This is a genomic window from Streptomyces sp. NPDC043952 (assembly GCF_056435325.1).
Genome location: NZ_JBWKES010000011.1, coordinates 167243 through 185745 on the forward strand (window position 1 = coordinate 167243; position 18503 = coordinate 185745).

Genomic DNA, 18503 nt, shown 5'->3' on the forward strand with positions numbered 1-18503 from the left:
GTACCGTTGACGCATGACAGGCTTCGGAGGCACCGCATCCCCCGGCATGGTCGACTGGAACCTCGCGGTGGCGACCGCGACCCGGCTCGTTCGGCCCGGCCCCGACGTCACCCGTGACGAGGCCCGGTCCGTCGTCGCGGAACTGCGGCGGCACGCGAAGGCCTCGGAGGAGCACGTGAGGGGCTTCACACGGCTGGAGACCGAGCAGAGCCATGACACCCCGGTCCTCGTCGTCGACCGCCCCGGCTGGGTCCGGGCCAACGTCGCCGGCTTCCGGGAGATCCTCAAACCGCTCCTGGAGAAGATGCAGGAACGCCGCGGCGGCACCCCCGGCAGCGCCGTCCTCGGCGCCGTCGGCGGCAAGGTCACCGGCGTGGAGCTGGGCATGCTGCTGTCGTTCCTCTCCTCCCGCGTCCTCGGCCAGTACGAGACCTTCGCCCCCTCCACCCGCGATCTGCCGGCCGGCGCGAACGGCGGCGGGCGCCTCCTCCTCGTCGCCCCCAACATCGTCCACGTGGAGCGCGAACTCGACGTCGAACCGCACGACTTCCGCCTGTGGGTGTGCCTGCACGAGGAGACCCACCGCACGCAGTTCACGGCCGTGCCCTGGCTGCGTGACCACCTGGAGGGCGAAATCCAGTCTTTCCTGGCGGAGACGGACGTCGACCCCATGACCTTCCTGGAGCGCATCCGGGAGGCCGCCCAGTCCCTCGCCGGGGGCCGCCCCGAGGCCGAGGAGGACGACGGCGGCCGCTCCTTCGTGGAGCTGGTGCAGACACCCGCCCAGCGCGAGATCCTCGGCCGCCTCACCGCGGTGATGTCCTTGCTGGAGGGCCACGCCGACTACGTGATGGACGGGGTCGGCCCCAGCGTCGTACCGTCCGTGGCCGAGATCCGCGAGAAGTTCCAGCAGCGGCGTGCCAAGGGTGCCTCCCGGCTCGACCAGGCCCTGCGCAAACTGCTGGGTCTGGATGCCAAACTCAAGCAGTACCGGGACGGCGAACGCTTCGTGCGGGCGGTCACGGACCAGGTCGGCGTCGACGGCTTCAACCGCGTGTGGACCTCGCCCAACACCCTGCCCACCAAGGCGGAGATCGCCAAACCGGCGGACTGGGTCGCGCGGGTGCACCGCAAGGCCGAGTCGTGAAACGCACGCCGGGGTCGTGAATCGAATCCGGCCGACGGCAGTCGAACGCCCCTCCAATCACCCGTCCGAGGGACCGTGAGTCATGCGTAGGCGTGCAATGCTCGGGGAACGGCCAGCTTCTGTCACCATCTACACACTCTGAGTGACCGAATCGGGCTCACCCCCCGGATACTTCATGAAGGGAACCGGACAATGGGTCCCCATCCTGCGGTCGCGGCGATACGCCTGGCGGTCCGCCGCGTCCTCCACGACATCCTGAACACCGTCCCGACCCCCGGCGAGCGCCGGGACCGGGCGGCCGAGCGGCTCCCCTCCCCGCTCGGCTCCACCCTCGTGTCCCCGCCCGCGAGCCCCCTCGTGCTCGTCGCCTGCTCCGGCGGCGCCGACTCGATGGCCCTCGCCTCCGCCCTCGCCTTCGAGGCCCCCCGGCTCGGCCTGCGGGCCGGCGGCATCACCGTCGACCACGGACTCCAGCCCGGTTCCGATCTGCGCGCCGAAGAGGTCGCCCTGCGGATGCGCGGACTCGGCCTCGACCCCGTCGAGTCCGTCTCCGTCGACGTCGGCCGCGCCGGCGGCCCCGAGGCCGCCGCCCGCGACGCCCGGTACGCCGCCCTGGACGCTGCGCTCGACCGCCACGGCGCCGCCGCCATCCTGCTCGGCCACACCCGCGACGACCAGGCCGAGACCGTGCTGCTCGGCCTCGCCCGCGGCTCCGGCATCCGCTCCCTGTCCGGAATGGCCGCGGTCTCGGGGGCCGGCGGCCGTTACCGGCGCCCCTTCTTGCACCTGGACCGGCAGACCGCCCGCAAGGCCTGCATGGTCCAATCCCTGCCCGTCTGGGACGACCCCCACAACGCCGACCCCTCCTACACCCGCTCCCGGCTGCGCCACGAGGGCCTGCCCGCTCTGGAGAAGGCCCTCGGCAAGGGCGTCGTCGAGGCGCTCGCCCGCACCGCCCAGCTCTCCCGCGACGACGCCGACGCCCTGGACTCCTGGGCCAGCCAGGCCGAGGCGTCCGTACGCGACGCCACGGGGCTGCTGGAGTGCGCCAAGCTCTACGCCCTGCCGCCCGCCGTGCGCCGCCGGATCCTGCGCCGCGCCGCCATCGAGGCGGGCGCCCCGGCCGGTTCCCTGTTCGCCCGTCACATCGAGGAAATCGACCGCCTGATCACCGGCTGGCGCGGCCAGGGAGCCATCAATCTGCCGGGCCGGGTCGTCGCCCAGCGGCAGGGTGGCAGACTGGTGATTCGGCAAGGCTGAATCCCGACCGTTCGGAGCGACCCTCCGGCAGCCGGCACGGGGCAGCCGGAGGCCGTGATGACGGCCGTAAGTGCGGGACGACCGAAAGTGATGCGGGTGGACGCGAAAGACATGGGTGCCGACCTCGAGAAGGTGCTCATCAGCAAGGAAGAGATCGACGCCAAGCTGGCCGAGCTGGCCGCGAAGATCGACGCGGAGTACGCGGGCAAGGACCTGCTGATCGTCGGCGTCCTCAAGGGCGCGGTGATGGTCATGGCGGACCTCGCGCGGGCGCTGTCCACCCCGGTCACCATGGACTGGATGGCCGTGTCCTCGTACGGCGCGGGCACCCAGTCCTCCGGTGTCGTGCGCATCCTCAAGGACCTCGACACCGACATCAAGGGCCGCGACGTCCTGATCGTCGAGGACATCATCGACTCCGGGCTGACCCTGTCCTGGCTGATCAACAACCTCGGTTCGCGCGAGCCCGCCTCCCTCAAGGTGTGCACGCTGCTGCGCAAGCCGGACGCCGCCAAGGTCGCCATCGACGTGGAGTGGGTCGGCTTCGACATCCCGAACGAGTTCGTCGTCGGTTACGGCCTGGACTACGCCGAGAAGTACCGGAACCTGCCGTTCGTCGGTACGCTCGCGCCGCACGTCTACGGCGGCTGACCCCGTCACCGGGCTCGTGGGCTGAGCCACTCGGCCCAAGCCCGGTGGGGTGATCGGGAACCCCGGCGGGTCCCGTGCCGTTGAAGCTTGCAGAGACGGGTTTCCCGGCTCTCGAAACGGCTTCGCGCGGCTTCGGGCGCCAAGGCTGGGGTACCGTCGGAAGAACTGTCTTATCAAACTCACTATGGCAGGAGGGACGGGGCGGCACCGCTCCGTATGGATGGACGTGAAGCGATACTTCCGTGGGCCGGTCATGTGGATCGTGCTGGCCGTCCTTGCCGTGGTCGTGTTGATGCAGGTCGTCGGCTCGTCCGGCGGCTACAAGTCGGTGGACACCGGCCAGGTCGTCGCGGCGATCAATGCCAACAGGGTCCAGTCGGCCAAGCTGACCACCGGCGACGAGCAGACCATCAAGGTCACGCTCAAGAACGGTCAGAAGGTCGAGGGCAGCTCCAAGATCCAGGCGAGCTACATCGGCGACCAGGGCGCTCAGCTCGCCGACAATCTCCAGACCAGGTACCAGAACAAGCAGATCCCCGACGGCTACACCATCTCGCCGTCGAAGCAGAACCCGTTCGTCGGCGTCCTGCTCTCCCTGCTGCCGTTCGTTCTGATCGTCGTCGTCTTCCTGTTCCTGATGAACCAGATGCAGGGCGGCGGCTCCCGAGTCATGAACTTCGGGAAGTCCAAGGCCAAGCTGATCACCAAGGACACCCCGAAGACGACGTTCTCCGACGTCGCCGGCTGTGACGAGGCCGTCGAGGAGCTCCACGAGATCAAGGAGTTCCTCCAGGAGCCGGCCAAGTTCCAGGCCGTCGGCGCCAAGATCCCCAAGGGCGTGCTGCTCTACGGCCGTCCGGGTACCGGCAAGACCCTGCTGGCGCGTGCCGTCGCGGGCGAGGCCGGGGTGCCCTTCTACTCGATCTCCGGCTCGGACTTCGTGGAGATGTTCGTCGGTGTCGGCGCCTCCCGCGTCCGCGACCTGTTCGAGCAGGCCAAGGCGAACGCCCCGGCGATCGTCTTCGTGGACGAGATCGACGCGGTCGGCCGCCACCGCGGCGCCGGCCTCGGCGGTGGTCACGACGAGCGCGAGCAGACCCTCAACCAGCTGCTGGTCGAGATGGACGGCTTCGACGTCAAGGGCGGCGTGATCCTGATCGCGGCGACCAACCGGCCCGACATCCTGGACCCGGCGCTGCTGCGTCCCGGCCGGTTCGACCGCCAGATCGCCGTGGACCCGCCGGACCTCCAGGGCCGCCTGGAGATCCTCAAGGTCCACCAGAAGGGCAAGCCGGTCGCACCCGACGTCGACCTGTCCGCCGTCGCCCGCCGTACCCCCGGCATGACCGGCGCCGACCTGGCCAACGTGCTGAACGAGGCGGCGCTGCTCACCGCCCGCAGCGACCAGAAGCTGATCGACAACAAGGCGCTGGACGAGGCGATCGACCGTGTGGTCGCGGGCCCGCAGAAGCGGACCCGGATCATGTCGGACAAGGAGAAGAAGATCACCGCGTACCACGAGGGCGGTCACGCCCTGGTCGCGGCGGCCTCGCCGAACTCCGACCCGGTGCACAAGATCACCATCCTGTCCCGCGGCCGCGCCCTCGGCTACACCATGGTCCTGCCGGACGAGGACAAGTACTCGACCACGCGCAACGAAATGCTCGACCAGCTCGCCTACATGCTGGGCGGCCGGGCGGCCGAGGAACTGGTCTTCCACGACCCGACCACCGGTGCCGCCAACGACATCGAGAAGGCCACCAACCTGGCCCGCGCGATGGTCACCCAGTACGGCATGACCGAGCGGCTCGGCGCCATCAAGTTCGGCGGCGACAACAGCGAGCCCTTCCTCGGCCGTGAGATGGCGCACCAGCGCGACTACTCGGAAGAGGTCGCCGCGCTGGTGGACGAAGAGGTCAAGAAGCTCATCGAGACGGCGCACAACGAGGCCTGGGAGATCCTGGTCGAGAACCGCGACGTGCTCGACCACCTCGTCCTCCAGCTGCTGGAGAAGGAGACGCTGGGCAAGGAGGAGATCGCCGAGATCTTCTCCTCGATCGTCAAGCGCCCGGCCCGGCCCGCCTGGACCGGCTCCTCGCGCCGCACCCCGTCCACCCGCCCGCCGGTGCTCTCCCCCAAGGAGCTGGCACTGACCAACGGTGCGAACGGCACGACGGCCGCGATCAGCACGGTCAAGACCACCGCCACCGAGTCCGCCCCCGTGACGGACCAGACCCCGGAGGAGCGCCCGGAGAGCTGACCGCACCGGTCGCTTCCCGGCCACTCGGGCCCGGAATGAACGCCGCGCCCCCCAGGTTCTAGCCTGGGGGGCGCGGCATTTTTCGTATGCACGCACGTGGGACGACAGGAACGAGGCACCCAATGACCGACCCGGTGACGCTGGACAGCGAGCGCCCCGTCGGCGAGTTCGACGAGAAGCGCGCCGAGAACGCCGTACGCGAGCTGCTGATCGCCATCGGTGAGGACCCCGACCGCGAGGGGCTGCGGGAGACGCCGGCGCGGGTGGCGCGTGCCTACCGGGAGATCTTCGCCGGCCTGTGGCAGCAGCCCGAGGACGTCCTCACCACGACCTTCGACCTGGGCCACGACGAGATGGTCCTGGTCAAGGACATCGAGGTGTACTCGACCTGTGAGCACCACCTGGTGCCGTTCCGGGGCGTCGCGCACGTCGGCTACATCCCGTCGGTCTCCGGGAAGATCACCGGTCTGTCGAAGCTGGCCCGCCTGGTGGACGTCTACGCCCGCCGGCCGCAGGTGCAGGAGCGGCTCACCACGCAGATCGCGGACTCCCTGATGGAGATCCTGGAACCGCGCGGCGTGATCGTGGTCGTCGAGTGCGAGCACATGTGCATGTCGATGCGCGGCATCCGCAAGCCGGGCGCCAAGACCATAACGTCCGCGGTGCGCGGTCAGCTGCGGGACGCGGCGACCCGCAACGAGGCCATGAGCCTGATCATGGCGCGCTGAACCGGGGTTTCGCGGCAGGGTCCGGGGGACCGGCGGTCACGCCGCCGGTTCCGCGCCCTGGGGGTGGTCCTGGTCGTCGTCCTCGGGGAGCTTGCAGACGCGCTCCAGGAAGAGGGCGGCCGCTATGACGGCGAGGCCGGCGAGGACGGAGAACCCGGCGTAGAAGGCCTGGTCGCGGCGGGCCGGGAGGTCGAGCAGCTCCAGCAGGAACACGCCCGTGCCGCCGTACATCCCGGCGACGAGGGCGGCGACCAGGGCGCTGGCCTGGGCGAAGACGACCGCGCGGGCCGCCATCAGCGGGTCGACGCCCTTGGCGCCGGGGCGCCGCTCGCGCTGGGCCTTGAAGCGGGCCCGCAGCGAGAGCGCCGTGGCCAGCAGGACCACGGCGATCAGGGCGAGCACGACGGGTGCGGCCAGGGGGACGCTGGGCAGGGTCCCGATCGAGTTCCAGAGGCGGGCGCCCGCCCAGGACAGGATGCCCGCCACGACGAACACGCCGGCCAGCACCCTGATGCGCAGCTCTCTCACGGTGTCCCTTCAGTTCCCCCGGACCGGGTCCCGGATGATGCCCGGATGTGCGACTGCCGGGTCGTCGTTGACCTTAACGACTACTCGGGCAGTCGGAGTTCCAGGTCCGCGCGTGGCTCGACACCTTCGCGGGTGACGGCGGCGAGCAGGTCGGCCACGGGGCCCCGGCCGGGGAGCTGGGCGGCGGGGTCCACGTCGTGCCAGGGCGCGAGCACGAAGGCGCGCTCGTGGGCGCGCGGGTGGGGCAGGGTCAGCTGCGGGTCGTCGGAGGTGACATCGGCGTAGGCGACGATGTCCACGTCCAGGGTGCGCGGGCCCCAGCGCTCGTCGCGGACGCGGTTGAACGCCTCCTCGATGGCGTGCCCCCGCTCCAGCAGGGAGGACGGCGGCAGGGTGGTCTTCAGGGCCACGACCGCGTTGAAGTACGACGGCTGGCTGCCGGGCTCGACGCCCCAGGGCTCGGTCTCGTAGACCGGCGACACGGCCTTCACGCGGACGCCGGGCGTGTCCTCCAGCGCGTCCACGGCGCCCTGGAGGGTCTCCAGGCGGTTGCCGAGGTTGGAACCGATGGAGATCACGGCCCACTTGGGGTTCTGGAGGGTGGTGTCCGCCGCGTCCACCCGCTCGACGACCGACTGGGGCACCGGCTGGACGGTCGGGTCACTGTGACCCTGGACGAAAGGTCGGGTCATACTCGGCTCCGGGTGATGGTGACGGTCACGTCGTCGAAGGGGACGGTGATCGGGGCGTCCGGCTTGTGGACGCAGACCTCGACCTCCTGGACCCCCTCGTGCTTCAGGCAGGTCTGGGCGATCCGCTCGGCGAGGGTCTCGATGAGGTTCACCGGCTCGCCCTCGACCACGGCCACGACCTCCTCGGCCACGACGCCGTAGTGCACGGTCTTCGTCAGGTCGTCGTCGGCCGCGGCCGGCCGGGTGTCCAGGCCCAGGACGAGGTCCACGAGGAAGGTCTGGCCCTCCTCGCGCTCTCTGGGGAACACACCATGGTGCCCGCGGGCCTTCAGGCCGCGCAGCGCGACACGATCCACGCGAATCACTCCTGCAATCGTCGGGAAGGACCGGCCGTACCGCGTGCGGGCGAGACACCGGTCGCACACGAATCTACCTGCGGGCACCGACAACGCCGGGCTCCAGGGGCGCGGGTTTGGCCGCGAGTGGCCGGGTTCACCGACCGTTCTCCCTGGTGAACCCGGTCGCGTCAAGGGCTGGTGGCCGGTCGTACCCAGGGGTAGGTGATTCCAGCCACTTCCGGGAACCGAACCGGCCGCCCGCCCTCTTCCCGGACCGGTTCCCGCTCGCTCAGGCGAGGGGGCCGTCGTCCGGATCCAGGCCGCCGGCGCCGTCGTCGGCCTCGGAGTCGTCGTCGGTCTCGGCGAGCACCGGCGAGGCGTGGTGCGACCACAGCTTCCAGCCCTCGGGCGTGCGCCGGAACACATTGGTGGCGACGACGAGCTGGCCGACCAGCGGCCCGAGTTCATCGCCGTCCGCCGGGGCGGGACCGCCGCTGAGGATGTTCTCGGTGCAGGTCACCAGCGCGGTGTCCCCGGTGACGGAGACATGGACGTCGGTGAGGAAGAACTGGATGTAGTCGGTGTTCGCCATGATCAGGGCGTACGACCTGAGGACCTCGCCGCGCCCGGTGAGCACCGGCCAGCCCGGATGCACGCAGGAGACCACGCCGCTGTCCGCGGGGTCGTGGTACTCCTCGTCCACGCCCAGGTCGGCGGGGGTGAGCCAGAGGGCGGAGACCTCCTCGAAGTCGCCGCGCTCCAGGGCCTCGTAGAAGGCGGTGTTGGCGGCCTCGACCTGTTCGACGTCGGTGTGCGGGGCGCTCACCGGGCTCCGTCCGTCGTCCGGCCCGTCGTACCGTCCGCCGTCCGGGCCGCTTCGACCGCGCGGGCCACCCTTACGGCGTCCGCGGTGGCGCGCACCTCGTGCACGCGTACGGCCCAGGCGCCGGCCCGCGCGGCGAGCGCGGAGACGGCGGCGGTGGCGGCGTCGCGCTCGCGGGCGGGTGGGGGCGCGCCACCGGGTCCGGCGAGGACGCGGCCGAGGAACCGCTTGCGGGAGGCGGCCACCAGCAGCGGGTGACCGAGGGAGTGCAGCCGGTCGAGGTGGGCGAGGAGGGCCAGGTCGTGCTCGGCCTCCTTGGAGAAGCCGAGGCCGGGGTCGACCACGATCCGGTCGGGCGCGATGCCCCCGGCCAGCACGGCGTCCACCCGGTCGCGCAGTTCGCCGACGACTTCGCGGACGACGTCGTCGTAAACCCCGTGGACGGCGGCGCCCTTGAGGGGGCCGCGCCAGTGCATCACGACGAAGGGGGCACCGGCGTCGGCGACGACCGGGATCATCTCGGGGTCGGCGAGCCCGCCGCTGACGTCGTTGACCAGGGCCGCGCCGGCCTCCAGGGACCGGGCCGCGACCGATGCGCGCATGGTGTCCACGGAGACCACGACGCCCTCGGAGGCGAGTCCGCGCACGACCGGGACGACCCGCCGCAGCTCCTCTTCCTCATCCACCCGGGTGGCGCCCGGACGGGTGGACTCGCCGCCTACGTCCACCAGGTCGGCGCCCTCCGCCACCAGGTCGAGGCCGTGCTTGACGGCCGCGGTGGTGTCGAACCAGCGGCCGCCGTCGGAGAAGGAATCGGGGGTGACGTTCACGACCCCCATGACCGCGCACCGGTCCCAGGCCGGAAGGCCCGCCACTCGGCCGCGCCCGCTGTGGTTGTTCATACGTTCAGCGTAGGCCCCGGACGGCGCCGCCACGGCCCGGAGTGCTCGGGCGGCGCCGGGAAGGGTGATCACGCCGCTCGGGCGTCCCGTTCGGTCACCGCGTGGGCGCACGGGCGTTCGGCGGCCGGGCGGCGGCGGCGCAGGAAGCGGGGCAGCGGCAGGGCCAGGTTGACGAAGCCCTCGGCCTGCATGGTGGCGAAGCCGATGCGGGGCAGGTCGGTGGTGGCGCGGTAGACGATGAAGCGCGGCTCCCAGCGCGGCTGGAACTTGGCGTTGAACTTGTACAGCGACTCGATCTGGAACCAGCGCGAGAGGAACACCAGCAGCCCGCGCCAGGCGCGCAGCACCGGGCCCGCGCCGATCTTCTCGCCGCGCGCGAGGGCGGAGCGGAACATGGCGAAGTTCAGCGAGACACGGGTGATGCCGAACTTGGGGGCGGCCTGGAGGGCGGCCACGATCAGCAGTTCGTTCATGCCGGGGTCGGCGCTGCGGTCGCGGCGCATCAGGTCGAGCGAGGCGCCGTCCTGGCCCCAGGGCACGAAGTGCAGGATCGCCTTCAGGTCGCCGTACTCGCCGGCGTCCTCGTCCGCCTTGTGGGCGGTGGCTATGAGGCAGTCGCCGTCGGACGGGTCGCCGATGCGGCCCAGCGCCATGGAGAAGCCGCGCTCGGTGTCGGTGCCGCGCCAGTCCTCCGCGGCCCGCCGGACGCGCTCCAGCTCCGCGTCGCCGAGGTCACGGACACGCCGTACCCGCGTTTCGTAGCCGGCCCGCTCGATGCGCTTGACCATCTGCCGGACGTTGCGCATGGCGCGCCCGGCGAGCGAGAAATCCGCCACGTCCACCACCGCCTCGTCGCCCAGTTCCAGGGCGTCCAGGCCGGTCTCGCGGGTCCACACCTCGCCCCCGGTCTCCGAGCAGCCCACGACCGCGGGGGTCCAGGAGTGCGCCTTGGCCTCGTCCATGAAGCGCTCGATGGCGCCCGGCCAGGCCTCGACGTCGCCGATGGGGTCGCCGCTGGCGAGCATCACGCCGGAGATGACGCGGTAGGTGACCGCCGCCTTGCCGCTGGGCGAGAAGACGACCGCCTTGTCGCGGCGCAGCGCGAAGTGCCCGAGGGAGTCGCGGCGGCCGTGCTTGGCCAGCAGCTCCCGCAGCCGCGCCTCGTCGTCCTCGGTGAGCTGGGCGGCCGGGTGCTCGGGGCGGAAGGCCAGGTAGATCGTGGTGACGGCGGTGAGCCAGCCGAGCGCGCCGAGCGAGAAGGCGACGGTCCAGGAGGTCGCGCCCTGGTAGTCGACCGGGCCCTCGAAGCCGACCAGTCCGTAGACGACATGGGTGAGCCGGTCGGCCAGGCTCGGGTCGCCCACCGTGCGGTGCGGGTGGACGCTGACGATGACCAGTCCGAGCGCCACCGAACCGGCGCTCATCAGCACGAAGTTGGCGAGCGCCCGCCAGCGGCTGCGCGGGTCCGGCAGGGCCGCGAACTCCCGGCGGTGCCACACCAGCGGCACCAGCAGCACGATCGCGATCAGCACGCCCACCAGCGAGTGCCGGTAGGCCAGTTGGGCCACCGCACCGGCCGGCAGCAGCGCGACCGCCGCGCGCCACGCCCGGCGCTTGCGCCGCCTGAGTCCGTGCGCGAGCAGCAGCAACAGCACACCGGCGCTCAGCGAGAGCGCCGCCGCGAAGGGTCCGAAGGACCCAGGCAGCACCTCGGCGATGGCGTGCATACGGCTGTGCCGGAAGCGCGGGAAGACCCCGGCGGCGATGTCCAGGAGGCCGACGAGGGCGACCGCCCTGCCGACCAGGCCGGGGACGGCCTCGGGGCGCGGGCCGCGCAGTATGCGCCGCGCCCGGCTTGATCGGCCCGGAACCCCGCCCGACATTTCCCCATCTATCCTGACAGACATCGCATCCCGTAGTTCTGCGAGAGACCTTGAACCCGGGCCCGATCGGGCATCCGGTGACATTGCGCCCTCTAGGACGGTGTCTGGGGGAGAGAGGTTCACTCCCCACCGGAAAGTCGGGCCAAAGGCCGAGGAAAGCCCCGGGCAAACCCACGCGAGCGGGCGTGGCGGCGCAACGGGCCGAGAGCGCAGGCAGGAACAGTCTTCATGGGTCTCACGAGCAACAAGGTCCTGATGCTGGCGATCGTGTTCGCCGTGGTGCTGTTCGCGGGCACGGTGTGGCTGTGGCCGCGCCTCGCCCGGCAGAACTGGCGGGCGATCGGCGGGCGCGTCGGACTGCTGCTCGCCACCCAGGTCGCCGTGTTCGCCTCGGTGGGCCTCGCCGCCAACCAGGCCTTCGGTTTCTACGCCAGCTGGGCGGACCTGTTCGGGCAGGAGAACGGCCAGGGCGTGGTCGTCGACCACATAGCGGACGGCGCCGGCAGCCCGGTCCGGGTGGTCTCCACCGCACGGGTCCTCGGGATGGGCAGCGGGGCGCCGCAGGTGTCCGGGCAGGTGCAGAAGGTGGACATCCTGGGCCGTACGACGAAGATCGCGGCGCCGGCGTTCGTGTACCTGCCGCCGGAGTACTTCCAGCCCGGCGGGCGCCACCGCAAGTTCCCGGTCTCCGTCGTGCTGACCGGCTACCCCGGCACCGCGCAGGCGCTGGTGGACAAGCTGCACTACCCGACCACGGCGCAACGGCTCGCCAGGGGCGGCAAGATGCAGCCGATGATCCTGGTGATGCTGCGCCCGTCGGTGGCGCCGCCACGGGACACCGAGTGCGTGGACGTGCCCGGCGGCCCGAAGGTGGAGACCTTCTTCGCCAAGGACCTGCGCGACTCGGTGATGAGCCGCTACCGGGTGGACCCCACGCCCGCGAGCTGGGGCATCATCGGTGACTCGACCGGCGGGTACTGCGCGCTGAAGATCGCCATGCACCACCCGAAGTCGTACGCCGCCGCCGTGGGCCTGTCGCCGTACTACAAGGCCCCGATCGACGCGACCACCGGTGACCTGTTCCACGGTGACAAGAACCTGCGCGATCGTGCCAACCTCTTCTGGGTGCTCAAGCACCAGTCGGCCCCCGAAACGTCACTGCTGGTCACCAGCAGCAAAATCGGTGAGCACAACTACAAGGACACGCTCCGGTTTATCAAGAACGTCCAGGACACGAACGTGACCAGGATTTCTTCGATCATCCTCCCGAGCGGCGGCCACAACTTCAACACCTGGCGGCGGGAGATCCCGGCGGCGCTCCAGTGGCTCGGCGCCCGGCTTGTCTCGCACTGAACGTTTGGATCCTGACGCCCTGTGAAGCGCGCGCGATGGCCGTGTTTTTGCGGGGCGGGGGTCCATCATTCGCCTACGCGCGGTAAGTTTCTGGCCATGCCACGTGGACGCCACCGCCATTCCCCGCCTCTGCACCGGCTGTTGCCCCCCTCCGCGATCGCCGGCGTATCCGTCGCGTGCGCGCTGGGCCCCTGGGTTTTCTCCGAGGCCGCGGTATTGCGCGTGCTGGCCGGGGCCGCCGCGGCGACCGCGATCGCCGGCGCGTTCGTGATGCGCCGCTGGGACATCCACGCGGGCAAACAGGTCGCCGACCTCACCCGCGCGCGGGCCGGCGACGAATGGCGCTTCGAGGAACGGGTCGCCGAGCTGGAGTCCGACCTGGAGGAGTCGCGCGAACTGCGCGCCAAGCTGGAGCAGCGGCTGCGCGCCAAGCGCGCCGAACTGGCGGGCCTGCGCAACGAGCACGCCGCCCTGCTGCGCCGCTACGCCACCGCGGAGACCGAGCGCGCCAGCGCGCTGGAGGGGCGCCGCCTGCTGGAGCTGGAGTCGGGCCCGCCCGCGCTGGAGCCGGCCGGGCGCACGGCGCCCTCGCCGGCGTCCCGGACGGCCTCTCCGGCCCTGCCGCCGGCCCGTGGCGGGGAGCCGGAGGCCGTCGCCGGGACCGGGAAGGCGTACGACGTCTTCTCGGCCGGGGGCGCCAAGCTGTACGGGCAGGCGCTGCGGGCGCTCGCCGCGTTCGAGCGGGATTCCGCCGGGAGCGCCGGGTCCGCCACCGCCGAGGGGGCCGGTGCCAAAGGGGAGGGTGCCGAGGGGGACATAGCCGGGCTGGGCGAGGCGCGGGCCGGGGTCGCGCCGGAGGCCGGGACGGAGGACACGCCGGAAGCCGGGGGTGCGGCGGGCGCTGGGAGCCTTGAGGACGCCGAGGGCGTTCAGAACGTACCGGGCGGCGAGGCGGCGCAGGACCGGCCGCTGACGGCCGAGGGGCACGCGAAGGCCGGCGAGCCCGCGGTGTCGCAGGCGACGGAGGCCCCGGACGCCCCGGACGCCCCCGAGACCGGTAGGGCCCCCAAGGTACCCACGTCTCCCGAGGCGTCCTCGGTCCCCGAGGCCCCTGCGTCTGCCGGGGCCCCCACGACTCCCGAGGCTTCCGCAGTCCCCGCGGCCTCCGCCGCCGGTTCCGCCGTGTCCGCCGCTTCCGAGGCTCCCGTGGGGGCGACCGCCGGGCACTTCACCGTGCCGACCGCCGTGGCCGTCGTACCGGCATCGCCCGCGCGGCGCCCGCTGGCCGAGGGTGGTTTCGACTTCTTCGGCACGCAGAAGGCGGCGCCGAAGGCCGCGCTGGACGCCGTGCAGAACGAGGACCTGGCCGATGTCGTCGGCCAGGAGGCGCTGGCCGTGCACAAGGCCGAGGCGGAGGCGGAGTTCAAGCCCGCCGACGACAGCGCGCGCGGTGTCGGCCAGGTCATCGACCTGACGGCGCACGACGAGACCGAGGTGATCGACCTCCAGGGGCTGCGCAGCGCGGCCTCCTGACGACGGCACGTCCACGGCGAAGGCCCGGCCCCCGCACACAGGGAGCCGGGCCTTCGCGTGTCCCGGCATGGGGGAGACTGGGGGCATGAGTCCTACGACGCAGACCACGGTCGGGATCGGCGGTGCCGCGGAGAGCACCGACATGGTGCTCAACATCGGGCCCCAGCACCCGTCCACGCACGGCGTACTGCGGCTCAGGCTGGTGCTGGACGGGGAGCGCATCGTGCGCGCCGAGCCGGTGATCGGCTATATGCACCGCGGTGCCGAGAAACTCTTCGAGGCGCGGGACTACCGGCAGATCATCATGCTGGCCAACCGCCACGACTGGCTGTCGGCGTTCTCGAACGAGCTGGGCGTGGTCCTCGCCGTGGAGCGGATGCTCGGCATGGAGGTTCCCGAGCGCGCGGTGTGGACGCGCACCCTGCTCGCCGAGCTGAACCGGGTGCTCAACCACCTGATGTTCCTCGGCTCCTACCCGCTGGAACTGGGCGGCATCACGCCGGTGTTCTACGCGTTCCGCGAGCGCGAGGTGCTCCAGAACGTCATGGAGGAGGTCTCCGGCGGGCGCATGCACTACATGTTCAACCGCGTCGGCGGCCTCAAGGAGGACCTGCCCGCCGGGTGGACGGCGCGCGTCCGGGCCGCTGTCGCCGCGGTGCGCTCGCGCATGGACGTCTTCGACGACCTGGTGCTCGGCAACGAGATCTTCCGGGGGCGCACGCGCGGGGTCGGCGCGCTCGCTCCCGAGGCGGTGCACGCCTACGGCGTGAGCGGGCCCATCGCGCGCGGCTCGGGCGTCGACTTCGACCTGCGCCGCGACGAGCCGTACCTGGCGTACGGCGAGCTCCAGGACACGCTGGAGGTCGTCACCCGGAGCGAGGGCGACTGCCTCGCCCGCTTCGAGGTGCTGCTCGCGCAGACGCACAACGCGCTGGACCTCGCGGACGCCTGCCTGGACCGGATCGCGGAGCTGGCGCCCGGACCGATCAACCAGCGCCTGCCGAAGGTGCTGAAGGCGCCCGAGGGCCATACGTACGCCTGGACCGAGAATCCGCTCGGCATCAACGGGTACTACCTGGTCAGCAAGGGCGAGAAGACCCCGTACCGGCTCAAGCTGCGCTCGGCGTCGTACAACAACATCCAGGCGCTCACCGAACTGCTGCCCGGCACGCTGGTGGCGGACATGGTGGCGATCCTGGGCTCGATGTTCTTCGTGGTCGGCGACATCGACAAGTAGCCGACGGCATCGACAAGTAGGCGTCGGTATCGACAAGTAGCCGACGGCATCGACAAGTAAGCGACGGCATCGACAAGTAGGCGGCATCGCCAAGCCAGGCAGGCCGGCTCAGGCCAGCGGGTCCGGGATGCCCACCGGCTGGACCAGCCAGCCGAAGTCGCCGAGGCCGCCCGTGGCGGTGAGTTCGGCGGCCTCCCCGGCACCCGCCAGGGCGCGCACATACCCGGCGGGGTCGGAGGAGGCGAGCGCGAGCGGGGGGCGCGCGCCGGTGATGCCGAGGGCGTGCAGGGCGGCGCGCTGGGTCAGCAGACGCGCCGGGGCCGGGGATGCCGCCGCGCACGCGTCCAGGGCGACATGGGCCGTGATGTCGCAGGTCCCGTCCGGTACCGGGGTCGTCTCGCGGCCCGCGCGGAAGCCGGTGAGGGTGCCGAACGGGGGGCGCGCGCCGATGGTGTGCGCGTAGTCCACGGCCACCGCGAGCCCCCGCGTCACCCGCCCCGCGACCGCTGCCCACGCCCGGTCGCGGGGCAGCCCGATCTCCGCCCGCGCCCCCTCCTCGCCCGGCGGCCACCAGCGCGCCAGCCAGTCCGCGTCCGCGCCGGTCACCGGGGCGCCGAGGCGCTCGGAGCCGTCGGCGCCGACCAGCACGTACCGGGGCACGCCCGCCGGGTCCGTCTCCGCCACGTCCACGGGCACGTTGTCCAGCCACTCGTTGGCGAACAGCAGCCCGGTGATCTCCCGCGGCGGCTCCGCGCGCCAGTCGACGCGTTCGTCCAGGCCCGCGGGGCGGCCGGCGATCTCGACGGCGTACGGCCGCACGCGCGCCGCCACCTCGGCCGGCAGGGCGGCGAGCACCCCGGCGACCAGCTCGCCCCGCCCGGCGGCCATGTCCACGAAGTCCAGCGCCGCGGGCCGTCCCAGCGCCGTGTCGACCCGGCGGAGCAGTTCCGCCACGGCCCGCGCGAACAGCGGCGAGGCGTGCACGGACGTACGGAAGTGCCCGGCGGGCCCCTCCGGTCGCCGGTAGAAGCCGGCCGGGCCGTACAGGGCCGCCTCGGCCGCCGCCCGCCAGCCCCGCGGACCCGCGCCACCGGACGCCTCCCGCTCCTGCCCCGGCCTCTGCTGCGTCACGGCACCAGACTAGGCGCCCAGATGATCATCTCCTCCACCTTGGGGAGTACGTCCGCCGGGCCCGGATCGGCCCTCCGGTTGACCCGTGCGGGCATTCCGTTTCCCTACTCTGGGTTACGTGCAGCGCCTCTACGACTTCCTCCGCCGCCACCCGACCGGGGTCGACTCCTTCTGGGCCGTCGTCCTGTTCGCGCTGTCGGCGCTCAGCGAGGCCAATCTGCGCGGCACGCCCGGCCACCGGGCATCGCTCGGCGCGGGGATCGCCGTCTCCGCCGTGCTGTGCGTCGTCGTCGCGCTGCGCCGCCGGTTCCCGGAGCCGATGCTGCTGCTGGCGCTCGCCACCGGCCTCGCCCAGCTCGTGCTGGACGTGGAGACGGGCGTCGCCGACTTCGCGCTGCTGGTGATCGCCTACACGGTCGCCACCATGGGCGCGCGCTGGGCCTCCCGGCTCGCCCTGGCGGCCAGCTTCTGCGCCGCGGCCATGGCGCAGCTGCGCTGGCCGGCCGAGCACTCCAGTTTCGCCGGGCGGCTCGCCATCGTGGCCTTCCAGACCGTGCCGTTCGCGCTCGCCTGGGTGCTCGGCGACTCCATGCGCACCCGGCGCGCCTACTTCGCCCAGCTGGAGGAGCGCGCGGCCCGCCTGGAGAAGGAGCGCGAGGCGCAGTCGAAGGTCGCGGTCGCCGCCGAGCGCGCCCGGATCGCCCGCGAACTGCACGACGTCGTCGCGCACAACGTGTCCGTGATGGTGGTCCAGGCCGACGGCGCCGCCTACGTCCTGGACGCCGCCCCCGACCAGGCCAGGAAGGCCCTGGAGACGATCTCCTCGACCGGCAGGCAGGCCCTCGCCGAGATGCGCCGCCTGCTGGGCGTGCTGCGCACCGGAGAGCACCAGGAGAGCGGGGAGTACGTCCCGCAGCCCGACGTCGAGCAGATCGACGAGCTGATCGAGCAGTGCCGCAGCTCCGGCCTGCCCGTCGACTTCAGGGTGGAGGGCACCCCGCGCCCGCTGCCCAGCGGGGTGGAGCTGACCGCGTACCGGATCGTGCAGGAGGCGCTCACCAACACCCGCAAGCACGGCGGGCCGAACGCGGGTGCGAGCGTTCGTCTGGTGTACTTCGACGACGGTCTGGGCCTGCTCGTGGAGGACGACGGCAAGGGCGCCCCGCAGGAGCTGTACGAGGAGGGCGGCGCCGACGGCCGGGGGCACGGACTGATCGGGATGCGCGAACGCGTCGGCATGGTCGGCGGCACCCTGGACGCCGGGCCGCGTCCCGGCGGGGGCTTCCGCATCAGCGCACTTCTGCCGCTCAAACCGGCGCACTGAGTCACCGAAGACGGATGGAAGAAGGACCCCGATGACGATCCGCGTGATGCTCGTCGACGACCAGGTGCTGCTGCGCACCGGGTTCGGGATGGTGCTCGCCGCCCAGCCGGACATGGAGGTCGTCGCCGAGGCGGGGGACGGCGTCGAGGCCTTGGAGGCGCTGCGCTCCACCGCGGTCGACGTCGTCCTGATGGACGTCCGCATGCCCAAGCTCGACGGCGTGGAGGCCACCCGGCGCATCTGCGCGCAGCCGGACGCGCCCAAGGTGCTGATCCTGACCACGTTCGACCTGGACGAGTACGCCTTCTCCGGGCTGAAGGCGGGCGCGTCCGGCTTCATGCTCAAGGACGTGCCGCCCGGTGAGCTGCTGGCCGCCATCCGCGCCGTGCACAGCGGTGACGCCGTGGTGGCGCCCTCGACCACGCGGCGCCTGCTGGACCGGTTCGCGCCGATGCTGCCCTCCGGCGGCCGGGACCCCGAGCACAAGGAGCTGGAGCGGCTCACCGAGCGGGAGCGCGAGGTGATGGTGCTGGTCGCGCAGGGTCTGTCCAACGGGGAGATCGCGGCGCGGCTGGTGCTGTCCGAGGCGACCGTGAAGACCCATGTGGGCCGCATCCTCACCAAGCTGGGGCTGCGGGACCGGGTGCAGGTGGTGGTGCTTGCCTACGAGACCGGCCTGGTGCGGGCCGGCGGCCACGGCTGACACCCGCCTC

General features: G+C 72.0%; 17 protein-coding genes. 10 read left to right on the forward strand and 7 right to left on the reverse strand.

The genetic code is table 11. From position 1 onward, the window contains the following. The first annotated feature begins 13 nt into the window (after positions 1-13). The 5 genes from AC069R_RS15835 (at position 14) to folE (ending at position 6046) form a co-directional block, all read left to right on the forward strand. Complete coding sequence (locus AC069R_RS15835) at positions 14-1147, forward strand: zinc-dependent metalloprotease (RefSeq protein ID WP_478767367.1); 1134 nt, start codon at positions 14-16, stop codon at positions 1145-1147. A gap of 192 nt (positions 1148-1339) precedes the next feature. Beyond that, positions 1340-2407 (forward strand): tRNA lysidine(34) synthetase TilS, encoded by a 1068-nt coding sequence (gene tilS / locus AC069R_RS15840; protein ID WP_478767368.1) that lies wholly within the window; start codon positions 1340-1342, stop codon positions 2405-2407. A gap of 111 nt (positions 2408-2518) precedes the next feature. Next, positions 2519-3058 carry a hypoxanthine phosphoribosyltransferase gene (gene hpt, locus AC069R_RS15845; RefSeq protein WP_478767369.1) on the forward strand — a complete coding sequence of 180 codons (540 nt, stop codon included), beginning with the start codon at positions 2519-2521 and terminating at the stop codon, positions 3056-3058. Positions 3059-3278: 220 nt separating this feature from the next. After that, on the forward strand, positions 3279-5318 hold the full coding sequence (ftsH, locus tag AC069R_RS15850; protein WP_397987221.1) for an ATP-dependent zinc metalloprotease FtsH: 2040 nt from the start codon (positions 3279-3281) through the stop codon (positions 5316-5318). Between the two features lie 122 nt (positions 5319-5440). Then, a complete protein-coding gene (gene folE, locus AC069R_RS15855; protein WP_478767370.1) occupies positions 5441-6046 on the forward strand; it encodes a GTP cyclohydrolase I FolE in 606 nt (201 codons plus the stop codon). 36 nt (positions 6047-6082) lie between these two features. On the opposite strand, the gene AC069R_RS15860 is transcribed toward folE, so the two are convergent. The 6 genes from AC069R_RS15860 to AC069R_RS15885 form a co-directional block, all read right to left on the reverse strand. Further along, positions 6083-6574, reverse strand: coding sequence for a DUF3180 domain-containing protein (locus tag AC069R_RS15860; protein ID WP_478767371.1), 492 nt, complete (start codon positions 6572-6574; stop codon positions 6083-6085). Positions 6575-6654: 80 nt separating this feature from the next. Further along, positions 6655-7266, reverse strand: coding sequence for a 2-amino-4-hydroxy-6-hydroxymethyldihydropteridine diphosphokinase (folK, locus tag AC069R_RS15865; RefSeq protein WP_397984735.1), 612 nt, complete (start codon positions 7264-7266; stop codon positions 6655-6657). Continuing rightward, positions 7263-7622 carry a dihydroneopterin aldolase gene (folB, locus tag AC069R_RS15870; protein ID WP_037660356.1) on the reverse strand — a complete coding sequence of 120 codons (360 nt, stop codon included), beginning with the start codon at positions 7620-7622 and terminating at the stop codon, positions 7263-7265. Before folB ends, folK begins: the two co-directional genes overlap by 4 nt. A gap of 271 nt (positions 7623-7893) precedes the next feature. Continuing rightward, positions 7894-8430 carry a nuclear transport factor 2 family protein gene (locus tag AC069R_RS15875; protein ID WP_478767372.1) on the reverse strand — a complete coding sequence of 179 codons (537 nt, stop codon included), beginning with the start codon at positions 8428-8430 and terminating at the stop codon, positions 7894-7896. Beyond that, positions 8427-9329: a dihydropteroate synthase gene (gene folP / locus AC069R_RS15880; RefSeq protein WP_478767373.1), complete on the reverse strand. Its 903-nt coding sequence runs from the start codon at positions 9327-9329 to the stop codon at positions 8427-8429. The genes AC069R_RS15875 and folP overlap by 4 nt, the downstream gene beginning before the upstream one ends. A gap of 68 nt (positions 9330-9397) precedes the next feature. Beyond that, complete coding sequence (locus tag AC069R_RS15885; protein ID WP_478767374.1) at positions 9398-11212, reverse strand: phosphatidylglycerol lysyltransferase domain-containing protein; 1815 nt, start codon at positions 11210-11212, stop codon at positions 9398-9400. Between the two features lie 228 nt (positions 11213-11440). Between AC069R_RS15885 and AC069R_RS15890 the strand changes: the two genes are divergently transcribed. The 3 genes from AC069R_RS15890 to AC069R_RS15900 all read left to right on the forward strand — a co-directional run bounded on the left by AC069R_RS15890 (position 11441) and on the right by AC069R_RS15900 (position 15335). Then, positions 11441-12565, forward strand: coding sequence for an alpha/beta hydrolase (locus tag AC069R_RS15890; RefSeq protein WP_478767375.1), 1125 nt, complete (start codon positions 11441-11443; stop codon positions 12563-12565). Between the two features lie 96 nt (positions 12566-12661). Further along, entirely contained in the window at positions 12662-14098 is a 1437-nt protein-coding gene (locus AC069R_RS15895; protein ID WP_478767376.1) for a hypothetical protein, read from the forward strand. Positions 14099-14183: 85 nt separating this feature from the next. Continuing rightward, positions 14184-15335, forward strand: coding sequence for an NADH-quinone oxidoreductase subunit D (locus AC069R_RS15900; RefSeq protein ID WP_478767377.1), 1152 nt, complete (start codon positions 14184-14186; stop codon positions 15333-15335). 108 nt (positions 15336-15443) lie between these two features. Here the strand turns inward: AC069R_RS15900 and AC069R_RS15905 are convergent, their stop codons facing one another. Beyond that, complete coding sequence (locus AC069R_RS15905; RefSeq protein WP_478767378.1) at positions 15444-16466, reverse strand: SAM-dependent methyltransferase; 1023 nt, start codon at positions 16464-16466, stop codon at positions 15444-15446. A gap of 118 nt (positions 16467-16584) precedes the next feature. On the opposite strand from AC069R_RS15905, the gene AC069R_RS15910 reads away from it, so the two are divergent. Beyond that, positions 16585-17790: a sensor histidine kinase gene (locus tag AC069R_RS15910; RefSeq protein WP_478767379.1), complete on the forward strand. Its 1206-nt coding sequence runs from the start codon at positions 16585-16587 to the stop codon at positions 17788-17790. 31 nt (positions 17791-17821) lie between these two features. After that, a complete protein-coding gene (locus AC069R_RS15915) occupies positions 17822-18493 on the forward strand; it encodes a response regulator (RefSeq protein WP_478767380.1) in 672 nt (223 codons plus the stop codon). The last annotated feature ends 10 nt before the right edge of the window (positions 18494-18503 follow it).

Coding starts and splice junctions, on each gene's coding strand:
- AC069R_RS15835 (WP_478767367.1), top strand. CDS start 14: ATGACAGGCTTCGGAGGCACCGCATCCCCCGGCATGGTCGACTGGAAC.
- tilS (WP_478767368.1), top strand. CDS start 1,340: ATGGGTCCCCATCCTGCGGTCGCGGCGATACGCCTGGCGGTCCGCCGC.
- hpt (WP_478767369.1), top strand. CDS start 2,519: ATGGGTGCCGACCTCGAGAAGGTGCTCATCAGCAAGGAAGAGATCGAC.
- ftsH (WP_397987221.1), top strand. CDS start 3,279: ATGGACGTGAAGCGATACTTCCGTGGGCCGGTCATGTGGATCGTGCTG.
- folE (WP_478767370.1), top strand. CDS start 5,441: ATGACCGACCCGGTGACGCTGGACAGCGAGCGCCCCGTCGGCGAGTTC.
- folK (WP_397984735.1), bottom strand. CDS start 7,266: ATGACCCGACCTTTCGTCCAGGGTCACAGTGACCCGACCGTCCAGCCG.
- folP (WP_478767373.1), bottom strand. CDS start 9,329: ATGAACAACCACAGCGGGCGCGGCCGAGTGGCGGGCCTTCCGGCCTGG.
- AC069R_RS15885 (WP_478767374.1), bottom strand. CDS start 11,212: ATGTCGGGCGGGGTTCCGGGCCGATCAAGCCGGGCGCGGCGCATACTG.
- AC069R_RS15890 (WP_478767375.1), top strand. CDS start 11,441: ATGGGTCTCACGAGCAACAAGGTCCTGATGCTGGCGATCGTGTTCGCC.
- AC069R_RS15895 (WP_478767376.1), top strand. CDS start 12,662: ATGCCACGTGGACGCCACCGCCATTCCCCGCCTCTGCACCGGCTGTTG.
- AC069R_RS15900 (WP_478767377.1), top strand. CDS start 14,184: ATGAGTCCTACGACGCAGACCACGGTCGGGATCGGCGGTGCCGCGGAG.
- AC069R_RS15915 (WP_478767380.1), top strand. CDS start 17,822: ATGACGATCCGCGTGATGCTCGTCGACGACCAGGTGCTGCTGCGCACC.